The following is a 21123-nucleotide window of genomic DNA, read 5'->3' on the forward strand; positions in this document are numbered from 1 at the left end:
GCGGAGTGAGTCGACGCTCCTCAACCTCCTAGCCTGGCGCGGCCCTCGCAAGCTCGGTCCGCACGGCTAGGACTTCTTGGCGGCCTTCTTGGGGGGAGTTGCATCCGCGTCGGCGACGTCGACGACGTCGGCCGGGTCCTCCGGCGTGGTCACCTGGTGGGGCTCCTCCGCCGCGTCCGCGATCGCCTCGTCCGGGGCCGAGCCGCCGGCGTCCTTCACGGGCGCGGGCGTGGGCGCCGGGGCAGGCTTGGGCACGTAGGACGACTGCCAGTTGTCGGTCTCCTTGCCGCCCTGGAGCTTCTTGGCGACGAACCCGACCGCGCTGGCGACGGCGGCGAAAAGGACGAACTTCTTGAGCTTGCCGCCCTTCTTCTCCGGCTCCTCGCCCCGCAGCGTGGCGACCTTGGCGTCGGCGGACTCCTTGGCGTGGGCGGCAGCCTCGCTGGCGCGCGCGGCGACATCGGCCACGACGGGCGCCGCCTTGGCGCGGGCCTCCTTGATCTTGGGACCGGCCTTGGCCTTGGCCTCCTTGACGGCGGGACCGGCCTTCTCCTTGGCGTCCGCGAGCGCGGGGCGGGCGGTGTTCTCGACGAACTCCTCCACGGCGTCGCGGGTGGTGGCGACCGCCGACTCGACGTGCGGGCGCACCGCCTCGACGTAGTCCTGGGCCTGGTCGAGCAGGGTCTTCTTCTTGCGGAGAACCATGAGATGAAGTTCCTTCCACTTCTGGGCCACGTCGGGCTGCGGATCGGGGGGTGCGGATCCGATTCGTCCATCTCACCACGTCACCGAAGCCACCCACCAGGGCGGTCCTTGCGGACCGTGCGAGGATCGTCCGGGCGCGACGAGCGTCCGTGTGCGAGGGCGGTACCCATCGCCCCGCTCCCTGAACCCAGACTCCTCCACGCTAAAGGGGCCCCACATGGCGCAGCAGGCCATCCTCAAGACCAACAAGGGCGACATCACCGTCAACCTGTTCCCCGACCACGCCCCGGAGACGGTGGCCAACTTCACCGGCCTCGCCACGGGCGAGAAGTCCTACGACGCGGGCAACGGCCGCAGCGGGCCGTTCTACGACGGTCTGGGCTTCCACCGGGTCATCGCAGGCTTCATGATCCAGGGCGGCTGCCCCCTCGGCACCGGGACCGGCGGTCCCGGCTACACCTTCAAGGACGAGCCCCACCCCGAGCTGGTCTTCGACAAGCCCTACCTGCTGGCGATGGCCAACGCCGGGCCCGGCACCAACGGGTCGCAGTTCTTCATCACCGTCGGCCAGACGCCGTGGCTCAACTTCAAGCACACGATCTTCGGCGAGGTGGCCGACCAGGCCGGCCGCGACGTGGTCGACGCGATCGCGGCGTTGCCGACCGGTCCGGGCGACCGCCCCCTCGAGCCCGTGACGTTCTCGTCGGTCGAGATCGTCGAGGGCTGAGCACCGCCGCCGAGGGGCGACCGTGTCCCAGCCCATCCCGACCCCGTCGGGCCCCGGGTCGGGGGTGCCGACCTGCTACCGGCACCCCGACCGGGAGACCTACATCCGCTGCCAGCGGTGCGAACGGCCGATCTGCCCCGACTGCATGCGCGACGCGGCGGTCGGCTTCCAGTGCGTCGACTGCGTCAAGGCCGGGGCCAAGGAGACGCGCAGCGGGCGCACGGCGTACGGCGGCCTCCGCCCGACCGACGCCTCGGCGACCTCGATCGGGCTCATCGTCCTCAACGTGTCGGTGTGGATCGGCATCCTGGCCACCGGTGGGTTCAACGGCCGGGTCTTCGACCTGCTCGCGTTGCGGCCCAAGGGGCTGTGCGAGGTCTCCGGCGGTGTCTACGAGGCGTCACCAGGGCTGAAGTGTGAGTTCGGTGGTCAGCTGATCCCCGGCGTGTCCGACGGCGCCTACTGGCAGGTCGTCACCTCGATGTTCACCCACGTCGCGGTGTGGCACATCGCGTTCAACATGATGGCGCTGTGGGTGCTCGGGCCTCAGCTCGAGCTGGCCGTCGGCCGCGCGCGCTTCCTGGCCCTCTACTTCATCTCGGGCTTGGCGGGCTCGGCGCTGGTGCTGGCGGCCGGGCCGCAGTTCGGCGGCACCCACGGGGCCTCCGGCGCGATCTTCGGCCTGATGGGGGCGTTGCTGGTGCTGGCCTTCAAGGTCGGGGGTGACGTCCGCGGCGTCCTGACCTGGATCGGCATCAACTTCTTCATCACCTTCGTGTTCGTCAACAACATCTCGTGGCAGGGCCACGTCGGCGGCTTCCTCGGCGGTCTGGCCTGCGCCGGCGTCCTGATCTACGCCCCGCGCGGCCCCCAGCGGGCTCGCGTCCAGGTCGCCGGCCTGGCCGCGATCGCCACGGTCGTGCTGGTCGCGATCGTGGTCCGGACCCTCATGCTGGCCGGCTAGTTACACCGGTGTAGTTCATCCACAGGGTTGTGCACAGGTGTGGATGGGCAGTCCCGCTCATCCCACGGAGAGCGTCGGGTCGATGCCGCGCCGCTCAACGGCTCTGCAACGCACGCTCATGCCGAGTTGAGGTCGCCGCAGTTTCATCAAGGGATGTCGCTCAACCCGCGCTCCCCGGGGTGAACTCGGCATGGGAACGGCAGGTTCGTCAGCATCCCTTGATGAACCGTCGGGGAACCGACCGTCCTCATCCCACCCACGGGCACCGACACTCCACGGACACGCATGACAGACCTGTGGACAGCACCTATCCAGCCTGGCCTGTGGACACGAAGTGGACGGCCCCTATCGGGAAGCGGTCAGGAATCGAGAAGCCTGCGCCCGCCAGTCGGTTCTAGCGTGAGGTCATGACTACCAAGACCACCACCAAGACATCCGATTCCGGCTTCTCCGAGGACGAGCTGGCCGCCATGAAGCAGCGCGCCGCCGAGCTGCGTGCAGAGAAGAAGGGCGGCGCGAAGAAGGCCGACGAGGCCGAGGCGTGCGTCGAGGCGATCACGGCGCTCCCGCAGCCCGACCGCGGGCTGGCCGAGGCCATCCACCGGATCGTGCTCGACGTCGCCCCGCAGCTGGACCCGAAGACCTGGTACGGCTTCCCGTCCTACGCCCGCGACGGCAAGGTCGTCGTCTTCTTCAAACCGGCCTCGAAGTTCAAGACCCGCTACGCCACTCTCGGGTTCGAGGAGGCCGCCCAGCTCGACGACGGCGCGATGTGGGTGACGTCGTACGCCGTGGTCGAGATCGGCCCGGCCGAGGAGAAGCTGATCCGCGAGCTGGTCGAGAACGCCGCGGGCTAGGCCCCGGAGCGGCCAACACCTCTGGCCTCGGCGGATCTGCCGCTCTGTCAGTCGGCGATGACGACGGGGATGGCGCCGAACTCGCCGGGGTCGGTCTCGATGCCGGTGCCGCCGCGCACCATGATCGTCACGACGTCGCCGGGAGCCGCGCCGCTCAGGTCGAGGGTCGTGGTGAACGGCAGCGGGGTGGCCTCCGAGCCGCCCTGGGCGATCTGGACGTCGAGGGGCTCACCTGTGGTGCCAGACACCTGGGCGCTCACGGTGAGGTGGGCCTCGAAGCCGCGGCCGATGCCCTCGACCGTCAGGGGTCCTGCCGGCACCTCGGCGAGGGACTCGGGGACCGTGATTGCGGCGTTGGGGTTGACCGCGGCGATCACGAACCAGCCGCTGGCCGAGCCGAGCTGGCGCAGCAGGAGGGTGGAACGCACGATCGACCGGTCGCCGGACTCGCCGGAGAACAGGGCGTCGACCTCACCGCTGCGGGCATCGCCCTGGCGGAACTCGCCGGCCGTGCCGGCCTCGAGCACGTTGTCGAGGAAGTCCTGGGCGGCGGCCACGGGGTCGTCGAAGACCACGTCGGCGGCCGGCCACAGTGCGGGTTGCTCGAGCTCTGTGGGCTCGGTGGGCTCGGTGGTGTCGGTGGGCTCGGTGCTGGTGTCGGTGGGCTCGGTGGTGGTGACTGACGGCTCGGTGGTGCCGCCGGTGCCTGTGTCGTCGTCGCCACACCCCGCGATGGCGATCCCCAACGTCACAGCGGCGAGCACAGCGACGACCTGGCGGGTGGTGGTCATGTCCGCTTCCCTTCGCGAGGCATCGAACACCTCAAGGGTCCCCCAGCGGCACGCACCGGGCCAGGGCCGTTGTACCTGCCGCGCTGTGGGCGGCTACGCCCGCCGGTCTGCCGCCGGTAGAGCGACGCAGGAAAGCTCCTACGTCACTCCCAGCGAGTGGCGAACGTGAACCCGACGGCCATGAAGCCGATGCCGACGACCAGGTTGTAGTTGGCCAGGTCGTCGAAGATCGGCAGCCTGCTCACGTCGTCGCTGATGACGTAGTAGGTGCAGATCCAGATGAGGCCGATGAGGAAGCAGCCGAGCATGCCGACCACCACGCCGCGGCCGCGGCCGAGGGGCGTCGAGGGGTGCGCGGAGATCATCAGGCCGAGGAAGAACGCGACGAACCCGATGACGTAGTTCCACCCGCCCAGGTCGGCCATGAAGCCGGGCCCACCCGCCTTCTCCGGGGGCAGCACCGTCGGGTCGACGCGGACGGCCACGTAGTAGTAGGCGATCCAGGCGATCCCGAGCACCATGAGGAGCAGCGCGACCACCGTCCGCGCGGTCAGCACCGGCTCCCGCGGCGGCTCGCCCAGACGGTCCATCTCCGACTTGCGGCCCAGCCCCAGGCGGGGCTTCATCCTCGACACGCGGGCTACCTTAGTCGGCGTGCGTAGGAGCAGGACGTGGCGGATCGGTACGCCGGTCGTCGCACTGCTCTGCGGGACGCTGTTCGTGGTCAGTGCGCAGTCCAGCGAGGGCACCGACCTGAGGCCGGGTCGCTACGACGACCTGGCCAGTCTCGTCGGTGCCGAGGCGGAGCGCGCCGAGGACCTGACCGACCAGGTCAACACGCTCACCGAGGAAGTGGCCGAGCTGGGCTCCCGGGTCGAGGACGACACGGTGCAGCGGGTGCAGGCGCAGGTCGAGCAGCTCCGGGACCCCGCCGGCCTGGTCGAACGCAAGGGTTCGGGCGTGCAGATCACCCTCTCGGACGCGCCCGACGAGGTGATCGACGCCGCCACCGGCGACAAGAACCTGCTGGTGGTGCACCAGCAGGACATCCAGGCCGTCGTCAATGCGCTGTGGAAGGGCGGCGCCGAGGCGGTCACCATCCAAGGTCAGCGGGTCATCTCGACCACTGGCATCAAGTGTGAGGGCAACTCGGTGCTCCTCCAGGGCGTGCCCTATCCCCAGCCCTACGTGATCGAGGGGCTCGGCGACACGGGTGAGCTGACCGCGGCCATCGCCCAGGACTCCTACCTGCAGGTCTACCGGGAGCAGGCCAACGACCCCGACATCGCCGTCGGCTGGGACTTCGAACCGGTCGACGAGCTCATCGCGCCGGCGTACGCCGGCCTGCTCGGCCTGTCCTTCGCCCGGCCGCTGCGCTAGCGCCAAGGCGCGGCCCCACCCGCGCGGGCGGGATCGTCGGCTGGTCGGTGGGCTGGTCGGTCGGCGTCTCCGTCGGGGTCTCGGTCGGCGGCGGCGGCTCGACGTAGACCGAGACGAAGATGATCACCGTCGAGCCCTCGGCGAGGGTGCCGTCGATCGGGAACTGGTCGGTGACGGTGCCGGCCGGCTCGGTGGAGGTGTTGTCGTTGCGGACCTGGGGGTCGAACTTGGCCGCCCGGATCCGCTCCTCGGCCTCAGCCTGTTGCAGGCCGATGACGTTGGGGACCTTTTCCTGACCGTCGGAGACGAAGACCGTGACGGTGAGGCCCTGCTGGACGGTCTCACCGCCCGCGGGTTTGGTGCGCACGACCTCGCCCTTCGGCTGGTCGGACTCCTCGGTCTCGAACTTCACCTCGAGCTTGGCGTTGCGCAGCTGGTTGCGGGCCTCGGTCTTGGTCTGACCCACGACGAACGGCACCTGGACCATCGGCTTGCCGGTCGAGACGACGAGGTCGACCTCGGTCCCCGGGTCGACGTACTGGTCGCGGTTGGGGTCCTGCTCGATGACCGCGTCCTTGTTGACGGTCTCGCTGGCCTCGTAGTCGACCTCGCCGACCGTGAGGCCCGCCTCGCCGATGGCGATCCTGGCCTGGTCCTCGGTGAGGCCGATCAGGTTGGGCACCTGCTCCTGCTCGGGCGCCGACTCGAACAGGTCGCTGCCGAAGGCGAGCACGGCACCGACGATGAGCGCGATGACGAGCAGGCCGAGCAGGACGAGGAGGCCGGTGCGGGGCGTACGCCGGTCGTCGTCGGGCGGGACCGGCTGGCGCGGCCGCACCGAGGTGCTGTCGGTCTGCGGGGCACCGACCACGGTGGTCTGGGTCTGGTAGTCAGGGTCCGGCGCCGGGACCGGCACCGGGGCCTGGACCGGGCGACCGGCGAGGTAGCGCTCGATGTCGCTGCGCATCGCCGCGGCGGACTGGTAGCGGTCCTCGAGGCGCTTGGCGAGCGCCTTCATCACGATCGCGTCCACCGCCGGCGGCAGGTCGGCGTCGTGCGCCGACGGCGGGGCGGCCTGCTCGCGGACGTGCTGGTAGGCGACAGCGACCGGGCTGTCCCCGACGAACGGCGGCCGACCGGTGAGGAGCTCGTAGAGCAGGCAGCCCGCGGAGTAGACATCCGAGCGCGAGTCGACCGTCTCGCCGCGGGCCTGCTCGGGGGAGAGGTACTGCGCGGTGCCGACGACCGCCGCGGTCTGGGTCATCGTGTTGGCGTCGCTCATCGCCCGGGCGATGCCGAAGTCCATGACCTTGACGTCGCCGCTCGGGGTCAGCATCACGTTGCCGGGCTTGATGTCGCGGTGGATGATCCCGGCCCGGTGGCTGTAGTCCAGCGCGGACAGCACCCCCGAGGTGATCTCCAGGGCGCGCTCGGGGAGGATCTTGCGGCCCTCGCGCAGGATGTCGCGCAGCGTCCGTCCAGCGACGAACTCCATGACGATGTAGGGCTGGGCGACCCCGGACCCGTCGGTGGCGAGCTCCTCGCCGGTGTCGTAGACGGAGACGATCGCAGGGTGGTTGAGGGAGGCCGCAGACTGCGCCTCGCGACGGAACCTCGCCTGGAACGTCGAGTCGCTGGCGAGGTCGGTGCGCAGCCTCTTGATCGCGACCACGCGGCCGAGCCGCGAGTCGTTGCCCTTGCGCACCTCGGCCATGCCGCCGCGGCCGAGCAGCTCGCCGAGCTCGTAGCGGCCGCCGACCATGGGCGGGCCGGCGGGCGGTGGGGGAGGTGTGGGGTGGCTCATGGTGTTGCCTCTTGGATCGGGGTGGCCGTGGGGGACGAGGAGCCCGTCGCGCCGCCGCCGCTGGCAGATCCGGTGGGCAGGCTTGGCTCCGGGGTCGGCGTGGGCGTCGGCGTCGGCGTGGGCTCCGGGGTCGGCGTCGGCTCCTCGGTGGGTTCCGGGGCGGCGTAGTAGGTCACGGTCACGACATCGCCCTCGGACAGCCCGCTGGTCGGAGAGACCGACTCGACGGTGTCGGTCTCCTTGTCGCCGGGGTTGTCGATCCGCTGCGCGTCCGGCTCGAGCCCGAGCTGGCGCAGGTCGGCGAGGACCTCGTCGATGTCGCGGCCCACGTAGTCGTCCGGGTCGAGCTCGATCAGCTCGGGGGTCTCGCTCTCCGTGGGCGTCTCGGACGGGGTCTCGGACGACTGCGTCTGCGACGGGACCGGGTCGTCGCCGAGGTCGTCCTGGGGGTCGTCGCCGTCGCGGGTGAGGACCAGGGCGATGATGACCGCGGCGGCGACCAGGGCCAGGAGCAGCACGACCAGCGGCCAGGCGTTGCGGCGGTCCTCGTCGTCGTAGGCCGTGACCTGCTCGTGCAGGTCGACGGGGGTCGGTGCCGGGGTGGGTGCCGGCGCGGGCACGGGGACCGGCGGGGCCACGACCTGGGTGGCGGCGGTCGACGGGTCGCGCAGGGCGGCGGCGAACGCCGTGCCATCCCTGAACCGGGCCTGTGGGTCCTTCGCGAGCGCCCGCTGGACGACGGCGGCGAGGTCGGCGGGCACCGATGGCGGCAGCTCGGGCACCGGCTGCTGGATGTGGGCCAGCGCCGTGGCGACCGGCGACTCGGCCTCGAAGGGACGTCGGCCGGCGAGGCACTCGAAGGCCACGACCCCGAGCGAGTAGACGTCGGAGGCGGAGGTGGCGACCTCGCCGCGGGCCTGCTCGGGGGAGAGGTACTGCGGGGTGCCCATGACCTGGCCGGTGCCGGTCAGACCGAGGCCCTCGCTGGCGCGGGCGATGCCGAAGTCGGTGATCTTGATCTTGCGGTCGGGCGTGACCATCAGGTTGGCGGGCTTGATGTCGCGGTGCACGATCCCACCCCGGTGGGCGGCGCCGATCGCGTCGCCCGCCTGGGCGAGCAGGTCGCGGACCGCGGCTGGGTCGAGCGACTGGCCCGGCCGCAGCAGCGCCGAGAGCGGCTGCCCGTCGACGAGCTCCATCACCAGGAACGGCCGCGGGATCCCAGAGCCGTCCGCGACGCCCGAGGCCTGGGACTCGCCCACGTCGAAGACCGCGGCGATGCCCGGGTGCTGCAGGCCCGCGGCGTGCCGGGCCTCGGTCTCGAAGCGGGACCGGAACGTCGCGTCGTCGGCGTACTCGTGCTTGAGCAGCTTGATGGCGACCGGCCGGCTGAGGGCGGTGTCGGTGCCGCGCCAGACCTCGCCCATCCCGCCGGTGGCGATCCGGCTGTCGAGGCGGTAGCGGCGGGCGTCGTCGGCGAAGCGCGGCGGCTCCTCCGGGGGCGGCATCGGGGGCTGCATCGGGCCGGTGGGTGTGTCGCTCACTGGATCACCGCCTCCATGATCGCCTTGGCGATGGGTCCGCCGAGCCGGCCGCCGGCGATCTCGCCGCGCTCCACGTCCTCGATCTTCTGGATCATCACGGCCACCGCGACCTGGGGGTCCTGCGCGGGGGCGAAGGCGACGAACCAGGCGTACGGCGGCACGTCGTCCTGGCCGCTCTGCGCGGTGCCGGTCTTGCCGGCGACCGTGAACCCGTTGATGGCGGCGGGAGAGGCGGTGCCCTCCTCGACGGTGTAGACCATCAGGTCGGTGAGCTGGTCGGCGGTGGACGCGGAGACCGCCTTGGAGAACTCCTCCGGCTCGGTCTGACGGAGCACCTCGAACGTCGGCGACTGGACCTGGTCGACCAGGTAGGGCCGCATCACAGTGCCCTGGTTGGCGATCCCCGCCACGACCATGGCCATCTGCAGCGGGCTGGCCTGCACCTCGAACTGGCCGATGGCCGACTGCCCCGTCTGGGGCGGGTTGGCCCGCTCGGGGAAGTTGGACACCGACTGAGCGCCGAGGTCGTCGAAGTACTCCTGGTTGAACCCGAACGCCTCGGCCTGCTCACGCAGCTCGTCCTCGCCTAGCTCGACGCCGAGCTGGGCGAACGTCGTGTTGCAGGAGTTGCCCATCGCCTGCTCGAACGGGATCTTGTCGACCCCGCACTCGCGGCCCTCGTTGTCGATGAGGCCGGAGCTGTCGCTGGTCTGGGGCAGCTGGTAGGACGCGCCGCCGGGCACCTCGCCCGAGGCCTCGTAGGCGCCGCTCTCGATCGCCGCGGCGGCGGTCACCAGCTTGAACGTCGATCCCGGCGGGAGCGTCGTCCGGATCGCCCGGTTGACCAGCGGCTCGTCCTCGCGCTGGTCGAGCCGTTCGTAGGCCTCGAGGACCGACGGGAAGTCGTGGGAGGCCAGCTCGTTGGGGTCGTAGGACGGCAGTGAGGCCATCGCCAGGATCTTGCCGGTGTCGGGCTCGAGGGCCACGACCGAGGCCTCCACCTCACCGGGCAGGGCCTCGAGGGCGTCGTAGGCGGCGTTCTGCGCGGCCCGGTCGATGGTGAGCTGGACGTTGCCGCCCTTGCCGGCCTTGCCCGAGAGCAGGTCCACCAGCTTGGTGACGAACAGCAGGTCATCGTCGCCGGAGAGGAGGCGGTTCTGGGTCTGCTCGACGCCGGTCTGGCTGAAGTAGGAGAAGTAGCCGGTGAGGTGTGCGTACTTCTCGGGCTCGGCGTACTCGCGCTGGAACTCGTACTTGTCGTCAACCGGCTTGCTCTCCGCCACCGGGTCGCGCCCCACCAGGATGGCGCCGCGCTCGGCGGAGTAGGCCGCCTCGATGATCCGCCGGTTGCGCGGGTCCTCGGCGTAGTCCTGGGACTTGGCGTACTGCAGCCAGGTCGCGTTGGCCATCAGCGCCAGGAACAGGAGGAGGCAGAACACCGAGATGGTGCGGATCGGCTTGTTCACGACGGCACCCCCGCCGTCCTGATGACCTGGGTCGACATCTCGTCGACGTCGTCGTCCTCGGAGAGGTCGGGGACCGGCCGCCGCGCGAGGTCGGAGATGCGCAGCAGCAGGGCGACGATCACCCAGTTGGCGACCAGCGACGAGCCGCCGTAGGAGAGGAACGGGGTGGTGAGGCCAGTGAGCGGGATCAGCTTGGTCACCCCGCCGATGACGACGAAGACCTGGAGCGCGAGTACGCCGGCCAGGCCGACGGCGACCAGCTTGCCGAAGCCGTCGCGGGAGATCAGCGCTGCCCGCAGCGCGCGCTCGACGATCAGGCCGTAGACCAGGATGACCGCGATCACCGCGGTGAGTCCCAGCTCCTCGCCGATGGCGGCCACGATGAAGTCGGACTCGGCGAAGGGCACCCGCTCGGGGCTCCCGCCGCCGAAGCCACGGCCGATGAGCCCGCCCCAGGCCATCCCGAAGAGGCCCTCGACGAGCTGGCCGCTGCCGGGGCTCTGGTCGTAGTAGGCCATCGGGTCGAGCCAGATGTTGATGCGGTTCTGGACGTGGCTCAGCCCGCCCACCGTGTCGGAGAGGAAGTAGATGGCCGCGCTGCCGCCCACGAAGAGCAGTCCGCCCAGGGCCAGCCAGCCGGGCCGCTCGGTGGCGACGTAGAGCATGATCAGGAAGAGGCCGAAGAACAGCAGGCTGGAGCCGAGGTCCTTCTGGAACACCAGGACCGCCAGGCTGATCAGCCACATGACCAGGATCGGGCCCAGGTCGCGGCCGCGCGGCAGGTCGACGAACAGCAGCCGGCGGCCGGCGAGGGCCAGCGCGTCCCGGTGGAGCACGAGATAGCCGGCGAACGCGACGACCAGCAGCACCTTGGCGACCTCGCCGGGCTGGAAGCTGAACGGGCCGATCCCGATCCAGATCTTGGCGCCGTTGACCGTCTTGCCGACCCCGGGGACCATCGGCAGCAGGAGCAGCACGATCGCGCTCAGACCCGAGGTGTAGGTGAAGCGGGTGAGCACCCGGTGGTCGCGCAGGAGCACCAGCGTGGCGACGAACAGCGCGACGCCGACGGTCATCCAGGTGAGCTGCTGGGTGGCGAACGTGTGGTTCTCCCGCCCGGCTTCCTCGTAGGCCAGGTCGAGCCGGTGGATCACGGCCAGCCCGAGCCCGTTGAGTGCGGCGACCGCGGGCAGCAGCACCGGGTCGGCGTACGGCGCGACCAGCCGCACCGCGATGTGCGCCGCGATCGTCAGGCCGGCCAGCCAGCCGCCGTAGCCCACGATGTCGGCCGGCACCTCCTCGTCGACCCCGATGCCGACCGCGGCGTAGGCGCCGATGCCGACGGCGAGGGCGAGCACCAGGAGGAAGAGCTCGGCGCCCCGGCGACGCCGGTGCACGAAGCCCATGAGCCCCTGGCCGGCCTGGGCGGACAGCTGCGCCATCAGTCGGTCGCCCCGGTCGTCTCGGTGTCGGCGGGGGTCATCCGCGCAGCCAGGCTCTCGACGGTACTGCGCGCATCGTCGAGGCTGCCGGCGTCGATGCCGTCGCGCACCTGGCGGGCGTCGAAGTCGGAGAGCCGCGTCAGGTCGACGTTGCTGCGCTCGTAGGGCTCGGACAGCTCGAGACCGGGCAGCGAGGCGTCGAGCCCGCGGTAGATGACGACCAGGCCGTCGTCCTCGCCGACGTAGTACTGCTGCTGGGTCCACGACCAGGCCACCGCGAGGCCGGTCCACACGAGGCCGACGACCACGAACGCCACCAGGACAAGGCGCAGCCAGCGCAGGCGGTGGGGGGCGCGGGGCGCGTAGCGGGCGACCTCCGGGTCGGACTGGATCGCGAACGGGACCTCGTCGAGGATCTCGGCGGCGATCGGCTCGAGCTCGCCGGTGTCGCCGGCCCGATGGCCCCGGAACAGGCTGGGCGACTTGCCCGTCGCGCTCCGGCCGCCGCGGCCCCGGCGGCGCAGCTCGGCGGCCGCGCCCACCATCAGCGGCATGTCGTGCTGGACCTCGGCGCCGTCGTCCTTGACGTCGGCGACGACGCAGGTGACGTTGTCGGAGCTGCCGGCCTCGAGGCTGGCGCGGACCAGCTCGACGGCGGCGTAGTCGGGGGAGCCACCGGAGAGGATGTCGGCCAGCCGGCCGTCGTCCAGCACCCCGCAGGCACCGTCGCTGCAGAGCAGGAGCCGGTCGCCGACCGCCAGCTCGAGCACGAACAGGTCCGGCTCGAGCTCGTGGTTGCCGTCGACCGAGCGGAGGATCAGGTTGCGGTGCGGGTGGACCCGGGCCTCTTCCTCAGTGATCCGGCCCTCGTCGATCAGGCCCTGGACGAACGTGTGGTCGTTGGTGAGCCGGCTGATCTCGCCGTCGCGGAAGAGGTAGGCACGGCTGTCACCGACGTGCCCGATGCCGACCCGGGCGCCGTCGAAGAGCGCGATCGTGGCCGTGGTGCTGGTGCCCTCGAGGGCGGGGTCCTCGTCGACCAGCTCGACGATCCTGTCGCGTGCGCGGTGCAGTGCCTCGGAGATGCGGGTCAGCAGCACGTCGCCGCTCAGGCTGTCGCCCGGTGCGCCCGCGGCGGGTGCGATCGACGGTTCCTCGTCCAGGTTCCGCAGCTGCTGGATCGCCGTGGCCGAGGCGATGTCGCCGCGAGCGGCACCGCCCACCCCGTCGCAGACGGCGAGGAGACGGGCGCCGGCATAGCCGGAGTCCTGGTTGTCCCTGCGGACCCGGCCCACGTCGGAGATCGCCGAGAAGTCGAGTTTCATTTCCTCAGCTCGAGGATCGTCTTGCCGATGCGGACCTGGGTGCCGAGGGTGATGGTGGTGGGCTGGGTGATGCGGACAGTGCCGATGTAGGTGCCGTTGGTGGAGCCGAGGTCCTCCACGAACCACTGGTCGCCGCTGGCGGCGATCCGGGCGTGCCGGGTCGAGACGTAGTCGTCGTCGAGCCTGATCGCGGCGTCGCTGCCGCGGCCGATCAGGATCGGCGCCGCCTCGAGCTCGGCGCGCTGGCCGGAGTTGCTGCCCTCGACCACGAGGACATGGGTGGGCGAGCCACGCCGCTTGGCCGGCTGCTTGGGCCTGCGCTCGCGGCCCTTGGGCTCGGCGGCGCGGGCGGCCTCGGGCACCCGGGCGCCGAACATGTCGGACCGGATGACCGAGATGGCCGAGAGCACGAAGATCCACAGGATGGCCAGGTAGGCGATCCGGATCAGGAACAGCGTCAGCTCAGACACCCTGGCCCCCGAACCCGTCGCCCAGCCCGCCCAGTCCGTCGTCGACGTCCTCGCCCATCCGGACGGTCATCGTGGTGTTGCCGACCCGGACCACGCTGCCGTCGCGGACGCCGGCCTTGGTGACCTTGTGGCCGTCGATGAGGATGCCGTTGGTGGACCCGAGGTCCCTGGCCTCGATGCGCAGGTCGTGCGACCCGGACCCGGTGGCGACAGACTCGACCGCGAACTCGACGTGCCGGCGACTAACCCCAGGGTCGTTGATCCGGACGTCGGCTTCCGTGCCGCGGCCCACCACGAGACCGGGCGGCGTCAGCGGGTGCTTGGTGCCGTTGATCTCGAGCACGGCCCGCGCCCGGCGTACCTGCGTGTGCGTCGCGTTGCTCTGCACCCGGGCCTGGGCGCGGCTGCGGATCCGGAACCGGCCGGTGACCAGGTCCTCCGCCGACTCGAACTCGATCGCGATCGGCCCCGGGAACACGTAGCCCTGGGCGTCGGCGTGGTCCTGGACCTGGTGGGTCAGCTCGTCGGCGAGCGCGGTGTCGTACGGCGCCAGGCGCTCGAGGTCGCTGGTGCTGAGCTCGACGTGGAAGTCGTTGGGCACCATCCGCCGCTCGCGGGAGAGGATCTGCGCGTTGTTGTCGCACTCGCGCTGCAGGGCGGCGGCGATCTCCACCGGCTGCACCGCGGAGCGGAAGGCGCGCGCGAAGGCGCCGGAGATCATGCTCTCGAGCCGTTGCTCGAAGCGCTGGAGTCCGCCCACGTCGCCTCCTTCCCCGAGTGGTGGTGGTGTGCTCTGGTTGATGGCAGGCCTGAGTGCCGCACGGTGGCGGGACCGTCCCGACTGTATCGGGGTGGCCACGCCGACTCCCGCAGCCGCCGCCCTGCGCATGACGCAGACCACGCGTTCGCGCACTTTTGTTGCCGCTCCTGCCGCTGGGCTACCCTCTTGGGGCCCTGCGCATGCGGGGCGCCACGCGCGAGTGGCGGAATAGGCAGACGCGCACGGTTCAGGTCCGTGTGTCCGAAAGGACGTGGGGGTTCAACTCCCCCCTCGCGCACGTGTGGCGAAGCCCCGGGTCCTCGGATCCGGGGCTTCGTCCTTTCGACGCCAGCTCCGCGCGCGGTGCTTGGAACGCGGGTGGGTGGTCAGTCCCGGGGTCTGAAGCCGATGGATTCGACCATCTCGTGGAGCTCGGCGACAGTCTCGGTCGGCGTGCCCGGGAAGTAGTTGGTCACGATCAACACGCGGAAGCCGTCGACGTCGATGACCCAGACATCCCAGATGTTGCTCGGCCCCTGTGCGTAGAAGCTCGGCTCCCACGGTCGCCAGAACTCACAGCCGCTGATGTCCGCCGGCACCCTGAGCGTGAAGAAGCGGGCGGGGTGGCCGCCGACGTGTGCTTCCACGGGTGGGGTGACGTCGAGCCGCCGGCTGGCCCGGACCGCTTCGACGAAGTCGTCGACGCTCGGCCCCACCGTGATGTCGGGCCGCCCGGGCTTCTCAGGGAGACAGGGGTCGGCGTACAGCTCTGCCCAGATATTGGTCCAGCCGAGGACCAGCGCGGCTCCGTCCGGCGCTTGTGTCGAGAGGGGGCTCTCCGGCGTGACCACGTTGGGGAAGTCCGGCAGCTGCTGCCATCCCGCAGGCACCGTCACCTCGATGTCCAGCGGCGGAGGCAGGGAGCTCGGGCGTGAGCAGCCCGGCACGTCCTCGCACGCGTTCTTCAGGACGTACCTGTACCGGCCCGGCTCGAGCGGACCGTCCTGGATGTCCCGAACGACCGTCGGCTCGACTTCGGTCGGGGCGATCAGTGGCTCGGTCGGTCGGGTAGCGGCGTTCTCGCGGGTGATCGCCAGCGTCCCGGCGATCACGGTCACCGCCGCGGCGGCTGAGATGCCCGCAACGAGACCGAGTCGACGGCGACGTTGCTCACGGGCGGCCTGCTTGATCGCGCGGTCCAGATCGCCGTATGGAGGAAAGTCGGCGACGATCTCGTTGAGAGCATCCTTGAGGCCAGTCACGACTCGACTCCTTCGAACGCGGCCACACTGTCGGGTGCCAGCTGACGCACCCGCTGGAGCGCGACCCGGACCTGCGACTTCACCGTGTTCACGCTGATGCCGAGCACGTCGGCGGCCTGCACCTCCGTGAGGTCCTCGTAGAACCGCAGCACCAGTACGGTGCGCTGCCGCGGCGTGAGCCGGTCCAGGGCGCTCTCGAGGGTCAGCCGATCGGTGGCCGTGCCTGCTTCGTCCCGGCCCGGGGAGTCAGGTGGCGAGGCCCAGGGCAGCTCCAGCAGTCGCCGCCGTCTCCAGCTGTCGACGAAACGGCTGTACATGATCCTGCGGACGTAGGCCTCGGGATCCACCGAGCCGGCCTTCTGCCAGCGCCGGACCATGACCACGTAGGTGTCCTGCACCAGGTCCTCGGCTGCCTGGTGGTCGCCGGTGAGCAGGTACGCCGTCCGCGAGAGTGCAGCACCGCGTGCTGCCACGAACTCGCGGAGCTCGGCATCCCGGTCCATGGGCCAACTCTCCTCGCGACGACCCTGTCAGTCACTCCTAACGCAGAACCGGGCCTTCGCGGGTGGGGGTGGCCGTGGAGTTTCTTCCTACGGCCCGAAGTGGATCGTCCCGACCATCTCCTCGAGCTGGGCCACGGTGTCAGGTGGCGTGTCCGGGAAGTGCTGGGCGAGGATCAGCACCCGGTCACCGGCGACGTCGACGGCCCACACGTCCCAGTGGTTGCTCTCTCCCTGAGCAAAGATCCCGGGATCCCACGGACGCCACAACTCGCAGGCGCTGAGGTCGTCCGGCCCCTCCAGTGAGAAGAACCGCGCCGGATGACCACCGACCTCGGCATCCACCGGGCGGGTCACGTCGAACGCCTTCACCTTCTGGACCGCCTCCACGAAGTCGTCGACGCTGGGCCCGACCCGGACGTCGGGGGTCTCGTGACCGTCGGGGAACTGCTTGACCTCCGCACGGGTGAGGCATGGGTCGGAGTTCAGGCCCACCTGGAAGGTCGTCCAGCCCAGCAGGAGGGCGGCTCCGTCCGGGCCCTCGGTGGGGGTGGAGAGCTCTGGGGAGATCACGTTCGGAAACTCCTCCAGCTGTCGCCACCCCCCGGGCACCGTCAGCTCGAGCTCCAGCGATGGTGGCCGGTCGCCGCGCTCGGGACACCGCATCAGTTCGCTGTTCGTACACACGTGCTCCACGACGACGCGAACGAGACGACCGTCCGGGCTCGTTGACACGGTCGGCGTCGTCGAGGACGTGGTGAGAGGAGGGGTGGGATCGATCCCGCTGGCATCCTCCGGGTTGTCCTCGGCGCACGCGGCCAGAGCAAGACACAGCATCAGGGCAAGCGGCCCAGCCTTCGACCTCACCATGGTTCTACATCCAGCCACGGGGCCACCTCCTCGATCCGGTTGAAGTCACCCCGTTGAACGCAGACTGGGCGCCGCAGGGGTGGGGCCGAACCCAAGTCGGAGACCTTGGTCTAGGCCGCCCGAGGCGCAGGTTGCCGTCGTACGCGAACTGCAACCCGGCCCTCGTCCCCTTCATCTGATGCGTCGCGCCGGATGGGTGGCGAGGTTGAGCAGGTGCTCGAGGGGTCCGCGGCGGAAGAAGCGCGACCAGATCCCTGCGAACACGGTCGCCACCAGGACGTAGGTGAGCAGTGGGGTCCAGGAGCTCTGGAGCCCGTCCGCGCCCGGCACACCCAGCCACGTCGGAGCGACGAAGTGGCCGACGTAGGCGGTCAGGGACATCGTGCCGACGGCGATGACCGGGGTGGCGAGTCGGCGCAGCCGGGGGAGGCGCTCCATCGCCACCGTGGCGCCGAGGATCACGAGGATCGCGACCCCGACGCTGCCGATGACGTCGAAGGTGGTGCCGCTATGCGGCCCCGCGGTCAGGAGGTAGGAGGCCGACTCCATCGGCCCGAAGGACCCGGAGTCGCTGAAGGACCCGGAGTCGCTGAAGGACCCGGAGCTGCTGAAGGACCCGGAGCCGCTGAACGAAGACCCGCCGGACGACGAGTCCTCGGCCATGCTCCTCAGCGCGTTCTTGCCAGCCAGCAGCAACGACAGGCCGTAGGCGGCCGTGGTCAGTCCGGCTCCGAGGGCGGCCAGGCGCTTCTGCACGGCGACGGCGGACAAGTCGAGACGGCCCAGCGCCATGCCGGCCACCACGAACGCCATCCAGGTGATGGCTGGGTAGAACCCGGTCAGCAGGAGGTCGAGCACCCCGACCCCGCTCAGCCGGTAGAGCGGGTCGTAGGCGCTGATGCTCTGCTGCATCGACCACGGGAGGACCGAGGTCAGGAAGAACGCCAGCTGCGGTCCGACGACCGCGATGACAGCCGCAACGATTGCGAGGGTCTTCGCCCGCAGGCGCACCAGCGGCAGGGCCAGCAGGAAGTACAGCCCGTAGAAGCCGAGGATGATCACCCCGCCGTACTCCACGGCCAGCAGCGTGCCGAGGGCGAGCAGCGCCAGTGCGCGGATCGCGATCCTGGCCCTCGCCTGCCGTCCCGCCACACCGGTCTTCGGCTCGAAGCGTCCGGCGAGCAGCATCAGCGAGAAGCCGGCCAGGGTGGCGAACAGGACGGAGGAGTGGCCATCAGCGAGGTAGCGGACCCAGCTGGCGGCGCCGCTCGTGGCCGAGAGCGGGGGTCCGATGTGCACGACGTACATGCCGAAGACCGCCAGGGCGCGGGCGAGGTCCACCCCGACGAGGCGTCCGATGGAAGGGCTGGCAGAGGTCGGTCGTGGAGATCCGGACGGCTTGTGGGCCTGCGGAGGCGCGGGCTTCAGAGGGGCCGGCGCCTCCGGCAGGGGCTGCATCTTGGTCATGCCTCAAGCCTTCGGGGACGGCCTGCGCGGAACCATCCGGCAGGCGTCGGTCACCACCCCCCCGATCGGCGGATATCAGCCTCCCGAGTGGGTGGCGTGGGTGTCATTCCGCGCCGAACGGGATGCGCAGGGTCACCCGATAGCCGCCGTCGTCGATCGGTCCCGCCTGCAAGGTGCCGTGCAGCAGCTCGGCCCGTTCCCTCAAGCCCACGAGGCCATGCCCCGACCCGGGTAGGGACAGGGAGGGCCGCACGGCCGGGGTGTTGGTGACCGTCACTCCGACCTCGTCGCCGTCCTGCCAGAGGTCGACGCGGGCGCTGGCGCCTGGGGCATGCTTCCTGACGTTGGTCAACGACTCCTGCACGGTGCGGTAGACGGCCCGTTGCGCCGGGGTGCCCACGTCGGGAGGCAACTCACCCGACAGCTCCGCCTGCGTGCCGCTCGTCTCCACCAGCTTGCGAAGGTCGGCCAGGGTGGGCTGCGGACTGAGCTCTGTGGTGCGGCCGCCGGAGGCGCGCAGCAGCGCGACCATGGTGCGCAGCTCGTCGAGGGTGGTGACGCACAGTCCCCGGATGGTCCGGGCGGCCTCGCGGGCGTCGTCGTCCACGGTGGCGACCTGTAGAGCGCCCGCTCGAACGGCGATCAGGCTGACCTGGTGCGAGACCACGTCGTGCATCTCGCGGGCGAGCTGGGTGCGCTCGCGGGCGAGCACGGTTTGGGCGTGCAGGGCCCGCTCGTGCTCCCTGGCCTCCTGGATCTCGACCAGGCGGCGCGACAGGTCGCGATGCGCCTGGAGCAGCTGACCGAGCAGGACCGGGGCCGCGGCGGTGGCCAGGCTGTAGACGAAGACAGCCAGTGTGGTGGTCCGGTCGATCTCGTCCAGAAACCACGGGTTGGTGCCCGCTAGCGCGGCGAGGGCGAGGCACGCCGCGAGGACGCGGCGGTCGCGGATGCGCTCGGCCACGGTGAACAGCGACACGAGGACGGCCAGGGCGACGTCCTGCGTCAGCGCGATCGGGAGGGTGAGCAGGAACACCGCGATCGGGAACCTGCGCCGGAACGCCAGAGCAGTGCAGCCCACCGCGCCCAGCGAGAGAACCAGTCGGCTGGTGTCCCAGGTGTTCAGCCAGACATCCAGGGCCGCGACCGCCACCAAAAGGATGTCGATGACCGGCGCGGGCACCCGCTGCCACGCCGCACCCGCACGGCTCACGTTCCAGCCCCGGGCCGTGGGCCCTCGTCGAGCAGCCCGGCACGCTGGGCCAGGAGGGCGGCCTGGACCCGGCTGGTCACCCGCAGCTTGGTGAGGATCGCGCTGACATGGTCCTTCACCGTGCCCACCGCGAGGTGGATCCGCTTCCCGATGTCGGCGTTCGACAGCCCCTGCGCCACCAGGACGAGCACCTCGCGCTCGCGGGCGGTGAGCAGCCCGACTCGGGCTGCCTCCTCGTCTAAGGCAGGGCTGTAGCCGTTGTGCAGCAACGCCCGCGACGCTTTGGGAGACAGCACCACGCCACCTGCGGCGAGGGTGCGGACCAGGTGGGCGAGCTGGTGCGGCTCGGTGTCCTTGAGCAGGAACCCGGCCGCACCGCAGTTCAACGCGGTGAGGATGAACTCGTCGGCGTCGAACGTCGTCAGCATCGCCACGGTCGGCGGATCCGGCATCGACCGCAGCTCCCGCAGGACGGTGAGCCCGTCGACGTCCGGCATCCGGATGTCGAGCAGCACCACGTCGGGCCGCGCGTCGCGGACCGTTGCCACCGCGTCGCCGCCGTTCGCGGTCGCGACGACCTCGATGTCCGGCGCGGCACTCAGGATGAGCTCGAAGCCCGAACGAACCAGTGCCTCGTCGTCCACCACCACTACCCGGATCACAAGCGAGCCGCCTCACCTCATCAAGCCGCCGAGCCGCGGCCGGATCGACTCTAGGGCCTAACGGGACGGGGGTTTCACGCTCAGGGAGTGCAGTTCGGGCCTACCCTCTGTCTCGATGGTGGCGGACGACTCTCAGATGCCGACGGGCTCTCTCGGCACCGGTGGCGGCGACGCGAGCCGACCGTGGACCGAGCTCGCGTCGGGGTACGAGCGGGCGCGGGTCAGGGAGGACTCTCTGGATCGGCTGGTCGAGTGGCCCGCGCAGCGCGGCCTGCTCGGAGACGTCACCGGGCTGTGCCTGCTCGATGCGGGGTGCGGCAACGGAGCCAAGATCGCGGAGCTGGTTCAGGACGGGGCGGCCGCCTCGGTCGGGGTCGACATCAGTGACAACTTCATCTCGTGTGCGCCGCCCGGCCTGGAGCTCATCCAGGGTGACCTCTCCGACCTGGCCGCGGTGCCGGGTCTTGCGGGTCGACGGTTCGACCGGATCTTGTTCCTGCAGTCGTTCGGGTACGCCGAGGACCCGGTTCACGCACTGCGAACCGCCCGCACGATGCTGACCGACGACGGCTTCATCCTGCTGACCCGGACGCAGCCGATCCGATACGCGATCGAACGCTCCGAGCAGAACGGAACGTCACTGGGCGAGGAGTACTTCTCCACCCGTTCTTTCGACTACCGACATCGCAGCTGGAACGAGGACGTCAGACTGACCAAGCGGCCGTACACGATGTCGGATCTGCTCAATGTCTTCAGTGCAGCGGGGATGTGGATCGAGACCGCGGTCGAGCCACAGATGTCCAGCGACGTCGGCCAGCGGTATCCGCACAAGCTGGCGGTGATGAACAAGTACCTCGGCATCCTGATGTTCAAGCTGAGACCGCTGCCAGGCCGGTCCTGAGCGAGATTGCGTC

The 21123-nt window shown here is 70.5% G+C and carries 21 protein-coding genes and 1 tRNA gene; 6 read left to right on the plus strand and 16 right to left on the minus strand.

What is annotated here, in order from left to right; all coding sequences use genetic code 11:
- Positions 1 to 66: 66 nt before the first annotated feature.
- Positions 67 to 705: a hypothetical protein gene (locus ACYVC6_RS02205; RefSeq protein WP_460710514.1), complete on the minus strand. Its 639-nt coding sequence runs from the start codon at positions 703 to 705 to the stop codon at positions 67 to 69.
- 217 nt (positions 706 to 922) lie between these two features.
- Between ACYVC6_RS02205 and ACYVC6_RS02210 the strand changes: the two genes are divergently transcribed.
- The 3 genes from ACYVC6_RS02210 (at position 923) to ACYVC6_RS02220 (ending at position 3253) form a co-directional block, all read left to right on the plus strand.
- Complete coding sequence (locus tag ACYVC6_RS02210) at positions 923 to 1432, plus strand: peptidylprolyl isomerase (RefSeq protein WP_460710516.1); 510 nt, start codon at positions 923 to 925, stop codon at positions 1430 to 1432.
- 22 nt (positions 1433 to 1454) lie between these two features.
- Positions 1455 to 2396, plus strand: coding sequence for a rhomboid family intramembrane serine protease (locus tag ACYVC6_RS02215; protein ID WP_460710518.1), 942 nt, complete (start codon positions 1455 to 1457; stop codon positions 2394 to 2396).
- A 407-nt stretch (positions 2397 to 2803) separates the two neighbouring features.
- A complete protein-coding gene (locus ACYVC6_RS02220) occupies positions 2804 to 3253 on the plus strand; it encodes an iron chaperone (protein ID WP_460710520.1) in 450 nt (149 codons plus the stop codon).
- A 47-nt stretch (positions 3254 to 3300) separates the two neighbouring features.
- Here ACYVC6_RS02220 and ACYVC6_RS02225 read toward each other — a convergent pair whose 3' ends face one another.
- Together ACYVC6_RS02225 and ACYVC6_RS02230 are read right to left on the minus strand one after the other, a co-directional pair.
- Positions 3301 to 4044 (minus strand): hypothetical protein, encoded by a 744-nt coding sequence (locus ACYVC6_RS02225; protein WP_460710522.1) that lies wholly within the window; start codon positions 4042 to 4044, stop codon positions 3301 to 3303.
- A gap of 143 nt (positions 4045 to 4187) precedes the next feature.
- The gene (locus ACYVC6_RS02230) at positions 4188 to 4670 is read right to left on the minus strand and encodes a cell division protein CrgA (protein ID WP_460713293.1); all 483 of its coding nucleotides are present in this window, start codon (positions 4668 to 4670) and stop codon (positions 4188 to 4190) included.
- A gap of 28 nt (positions 4671 to 4698) precedes the next feature.
- Between ACYVC6_RS02230 and ACYVC6_RS02235 the strand changes: the two genes are divergently transcribed.
- Positions 4699 to 5424: a DUF881 domain-containing protein gene (locus ACYVC6_RS02235; protein WP_460710524.1), complete on the plus strand. Its 726-nt coding sequence runs from the start codon at positions 4699 to 4701 to the stop codon at positions 5422 to 5424.
- Here ACYVC6_RS02235 and pknB read toward each other — a convergent pair.
- Genes pknB through ACYVC6_RS02270 form a run of 7 tightly spaced genes read right to left on the minus strand, consistent with a single transcriptional unit; the run spans position 5366 to position 14235 of the window.
- Positions 5366 to 7228, minus strand: coding sequence for a Stk1 family PASTA domain-containing Ser/Thr kinase (gene pknB / locus ACYVC6_RS02240; RefSeq protein WP_460710526.1), 1863 nt, complete (start codon positions 7226 to 7228; stop codon positions 5366 to 5368). The two genes, ACYVC6_RS02235 and pknB, sit on opposite strands and share 59 nt — an antisense overlap.
- The gene (locus tag ACYVC6_RS02245; RefSeq protein ID WP_460710528.1) at positions 7225 to 8772 is read right to left on the minus strand and encodes a serine/threonine-protein kinase; all 1548 of its coding nucleotides are present in this window, start codon (positions 8770 to 8772) and stop codon (positions 7225 to 7227) included. Before ACYVC6_RS02245 ends, pknB begins: the two co-directional genes overlap by 4 nt.
- Entirely contained in the window at positions 8769 to 10238 is a 1470-nt protein-coding gene (locus ACYVC6_RS02250) for a peptidoglycan D,D-transpeptidase FtsI family protein (RefSeq protein ID WP_460710530.1), read from the minus strand. Before ACYVC6_RS02250 ends, ACYVC6_RS02245 begins: the two co-directional genes overlap by 4 nt.
- Positions 10235 to 11680 (minus strand): FtsW/RodA/SpoVE family cell cycle protein, encoded by a 1446-nt coding sequence (locus tag ACYVC6_RS02255; protein ID WP_460710532.1) that lies wholly within the window; start codon positions 11678 to 11680, stop codon positions 10235 to 10237. Before ACYVC6_RS02255 ends, ACYVC6_RS02250 begins: the two co-directional genes overlap by 4 nt.
- A complete protein-coding gene (locus ACYVC6_RS02260; RefSeq protein WP_460710534.1) occupies positions 11680 to 13005 on the minus strand; it encodes a PP2C family protein-serine/threonine phosphatase in 1326 nt (441 codons plus the stop codon). Before ACYVC6_RS02260 ends, ACYVC6_RS02255 begins: the two co-directional genes overlap by 1 nt.
- The gene (locus tag ACYVC6_RS02265) at positions 13002 to 13475 is read right to left on the minus strand and encodes an FHA domain-containing protein FhaB/FipA (protein WP_460710536.1); all 474 of its coding nucleotides are present in this window, start codon (positions 13473 to 13475) and stop codon (positions 13002 to 13004) included. Before ACYVC6_RS02265 ends, ACYVC6_RS02260 begins: the two co-directional genes overlap by 4 nt.
- Positions 13468 to 14235: an FhaA domain-containing protein gene (locus tag ACYVC6_RS02270; protein ID WP_460710538.1), complete on the minus strand. Its 768-nt coding sequence runs from the start codon at positions 14233 to 14235 to the stop codon at positions 13468 to 13470. Before ACYVC6_RS02270 ends, ACYVC6_RS02265 begins: the two co-directional genes overlap by 8 nt.
- Before the next feature lie 214 nt (positions 14236 to 14449).
- On the opposite strand from ACYVC6_RS02270, the gene ACYVC6_RS02275 reads away from it, so the two are divergent.
- Positions 14450 to 14533: transfer RNA gene (locus ACYVC6_RS02275), tRNA-Leu, on the plus strand.
- A gap of 88 nt (positions 14534 to 14621) precedes the next feature.
- Here ACYVC6_RS02275 and ACYVC6_RS02280 read toward each other — a convergent pair.
- The 6 genes from ACYVC6_RS02280 to ACYVC6_RS02305 all read right to left on the minus strand — a co-directional run bounded on the left by ACYVC6_RS02280 (position 14622) and on the right by ACYVC6_RS02305 (position 20209).
- The gene (locus ACYVC6_RS02280; RefSeq protein WP_460710540.1) at positions 14622 to 15497 is read right to left on the minus strand and encodes a hypothetical protein; all 876 of its coding nucleotides are present in this window, start codon (positions 15495 to 15497) and stop codon (positions 14622 to 14624) included.
- Positions 15494 to 16000, minus strand: a complete 507-nt coding sequence (locus tag ACYVC6_RS02285; protein ID WP_460710542.1) for a SigE family RNA polymerase sigma factor — start codon at positions 15998 to 16000, stop codon at positions 15494 to 15496. Before ACYVC6_RS02285 ends, ACYVC6_RS02280 begins: the two co-directional genes overlap by 4 nt.
- Positions 16001 to 16087: 87 nt before the next feature.
- Positions 16088 to 16570, minus strand: coding sequence for a hypothetical protein (locus ACYVC6_RS02290; protein WP_460710544.1), 483 nt, complete (start codon positions 16568 to 16570; stop codon positions 16088 to 16090).
- Positions 16571 to 17038: 468 nt separating this feature from the next.
- Positions 17039 to 18334 (minus strand): heparan-alpha-glucosaminide N-acetyltransferase domain-containing protein, encoded by a 1296-nt coding sequence (locus ACYVC6_RS02295; protein ID WP_460710547.1) that lies wholly within the window; start codon positions 18332 to 18334, stop codon positions 17039 to 17041.
- 103 nt (positions 18335 to 18437) lie between these two features.
- The gene (locus ACYVC6_RS02300) at positions 18438 to 19547 is read right to left on the minus strand and encodes a sensor histidine kinase (RefSeq protein ID WP_460710549.1); all 1110 of its coding nucleotides are present in this window, start codon (positions 19545 to 19547) and stop codon (positions 18438 to 18440) included.
- Positions 19544 to 20209, minus strand: a complete 666-nt coding sequence (locus ACYVC6_RS02305) for a response regulator (RefSeq protein ID WP_460710552.1) — start codon at positions 20207 to 20209, stop codon at positions 19544 to 19546. Before ACYVC6_RS02305 ends, ACYVC6_RS02300 begins: the two co-directional genes overlap by 4 nt.
- Before the next feature lie 136 nt (positions 20210 to 20345).
- On the opposite strand from ACYVC6_RS02305, the gene ACYVC6_RS02310 reads away from it, so the two are divergent.
- Positions 20346 to 21110: a class I SAM-dependent methyltransferase gene (locus ACYVC6_RS02310; RefSeq protein ID WP_460710554.1), complete on the plus strand. Its 765-nt coding sequence runs from the start codon at positions 20346 to 20348 to the stop codon at positions 21108 to 21110.
- The last annotated feature ends 13 nt before the right edge of the window (positions 21111 to 21123 follow it).

It is taken from the genome of Nocardioides dilutus (assembly GCF_054779555.1).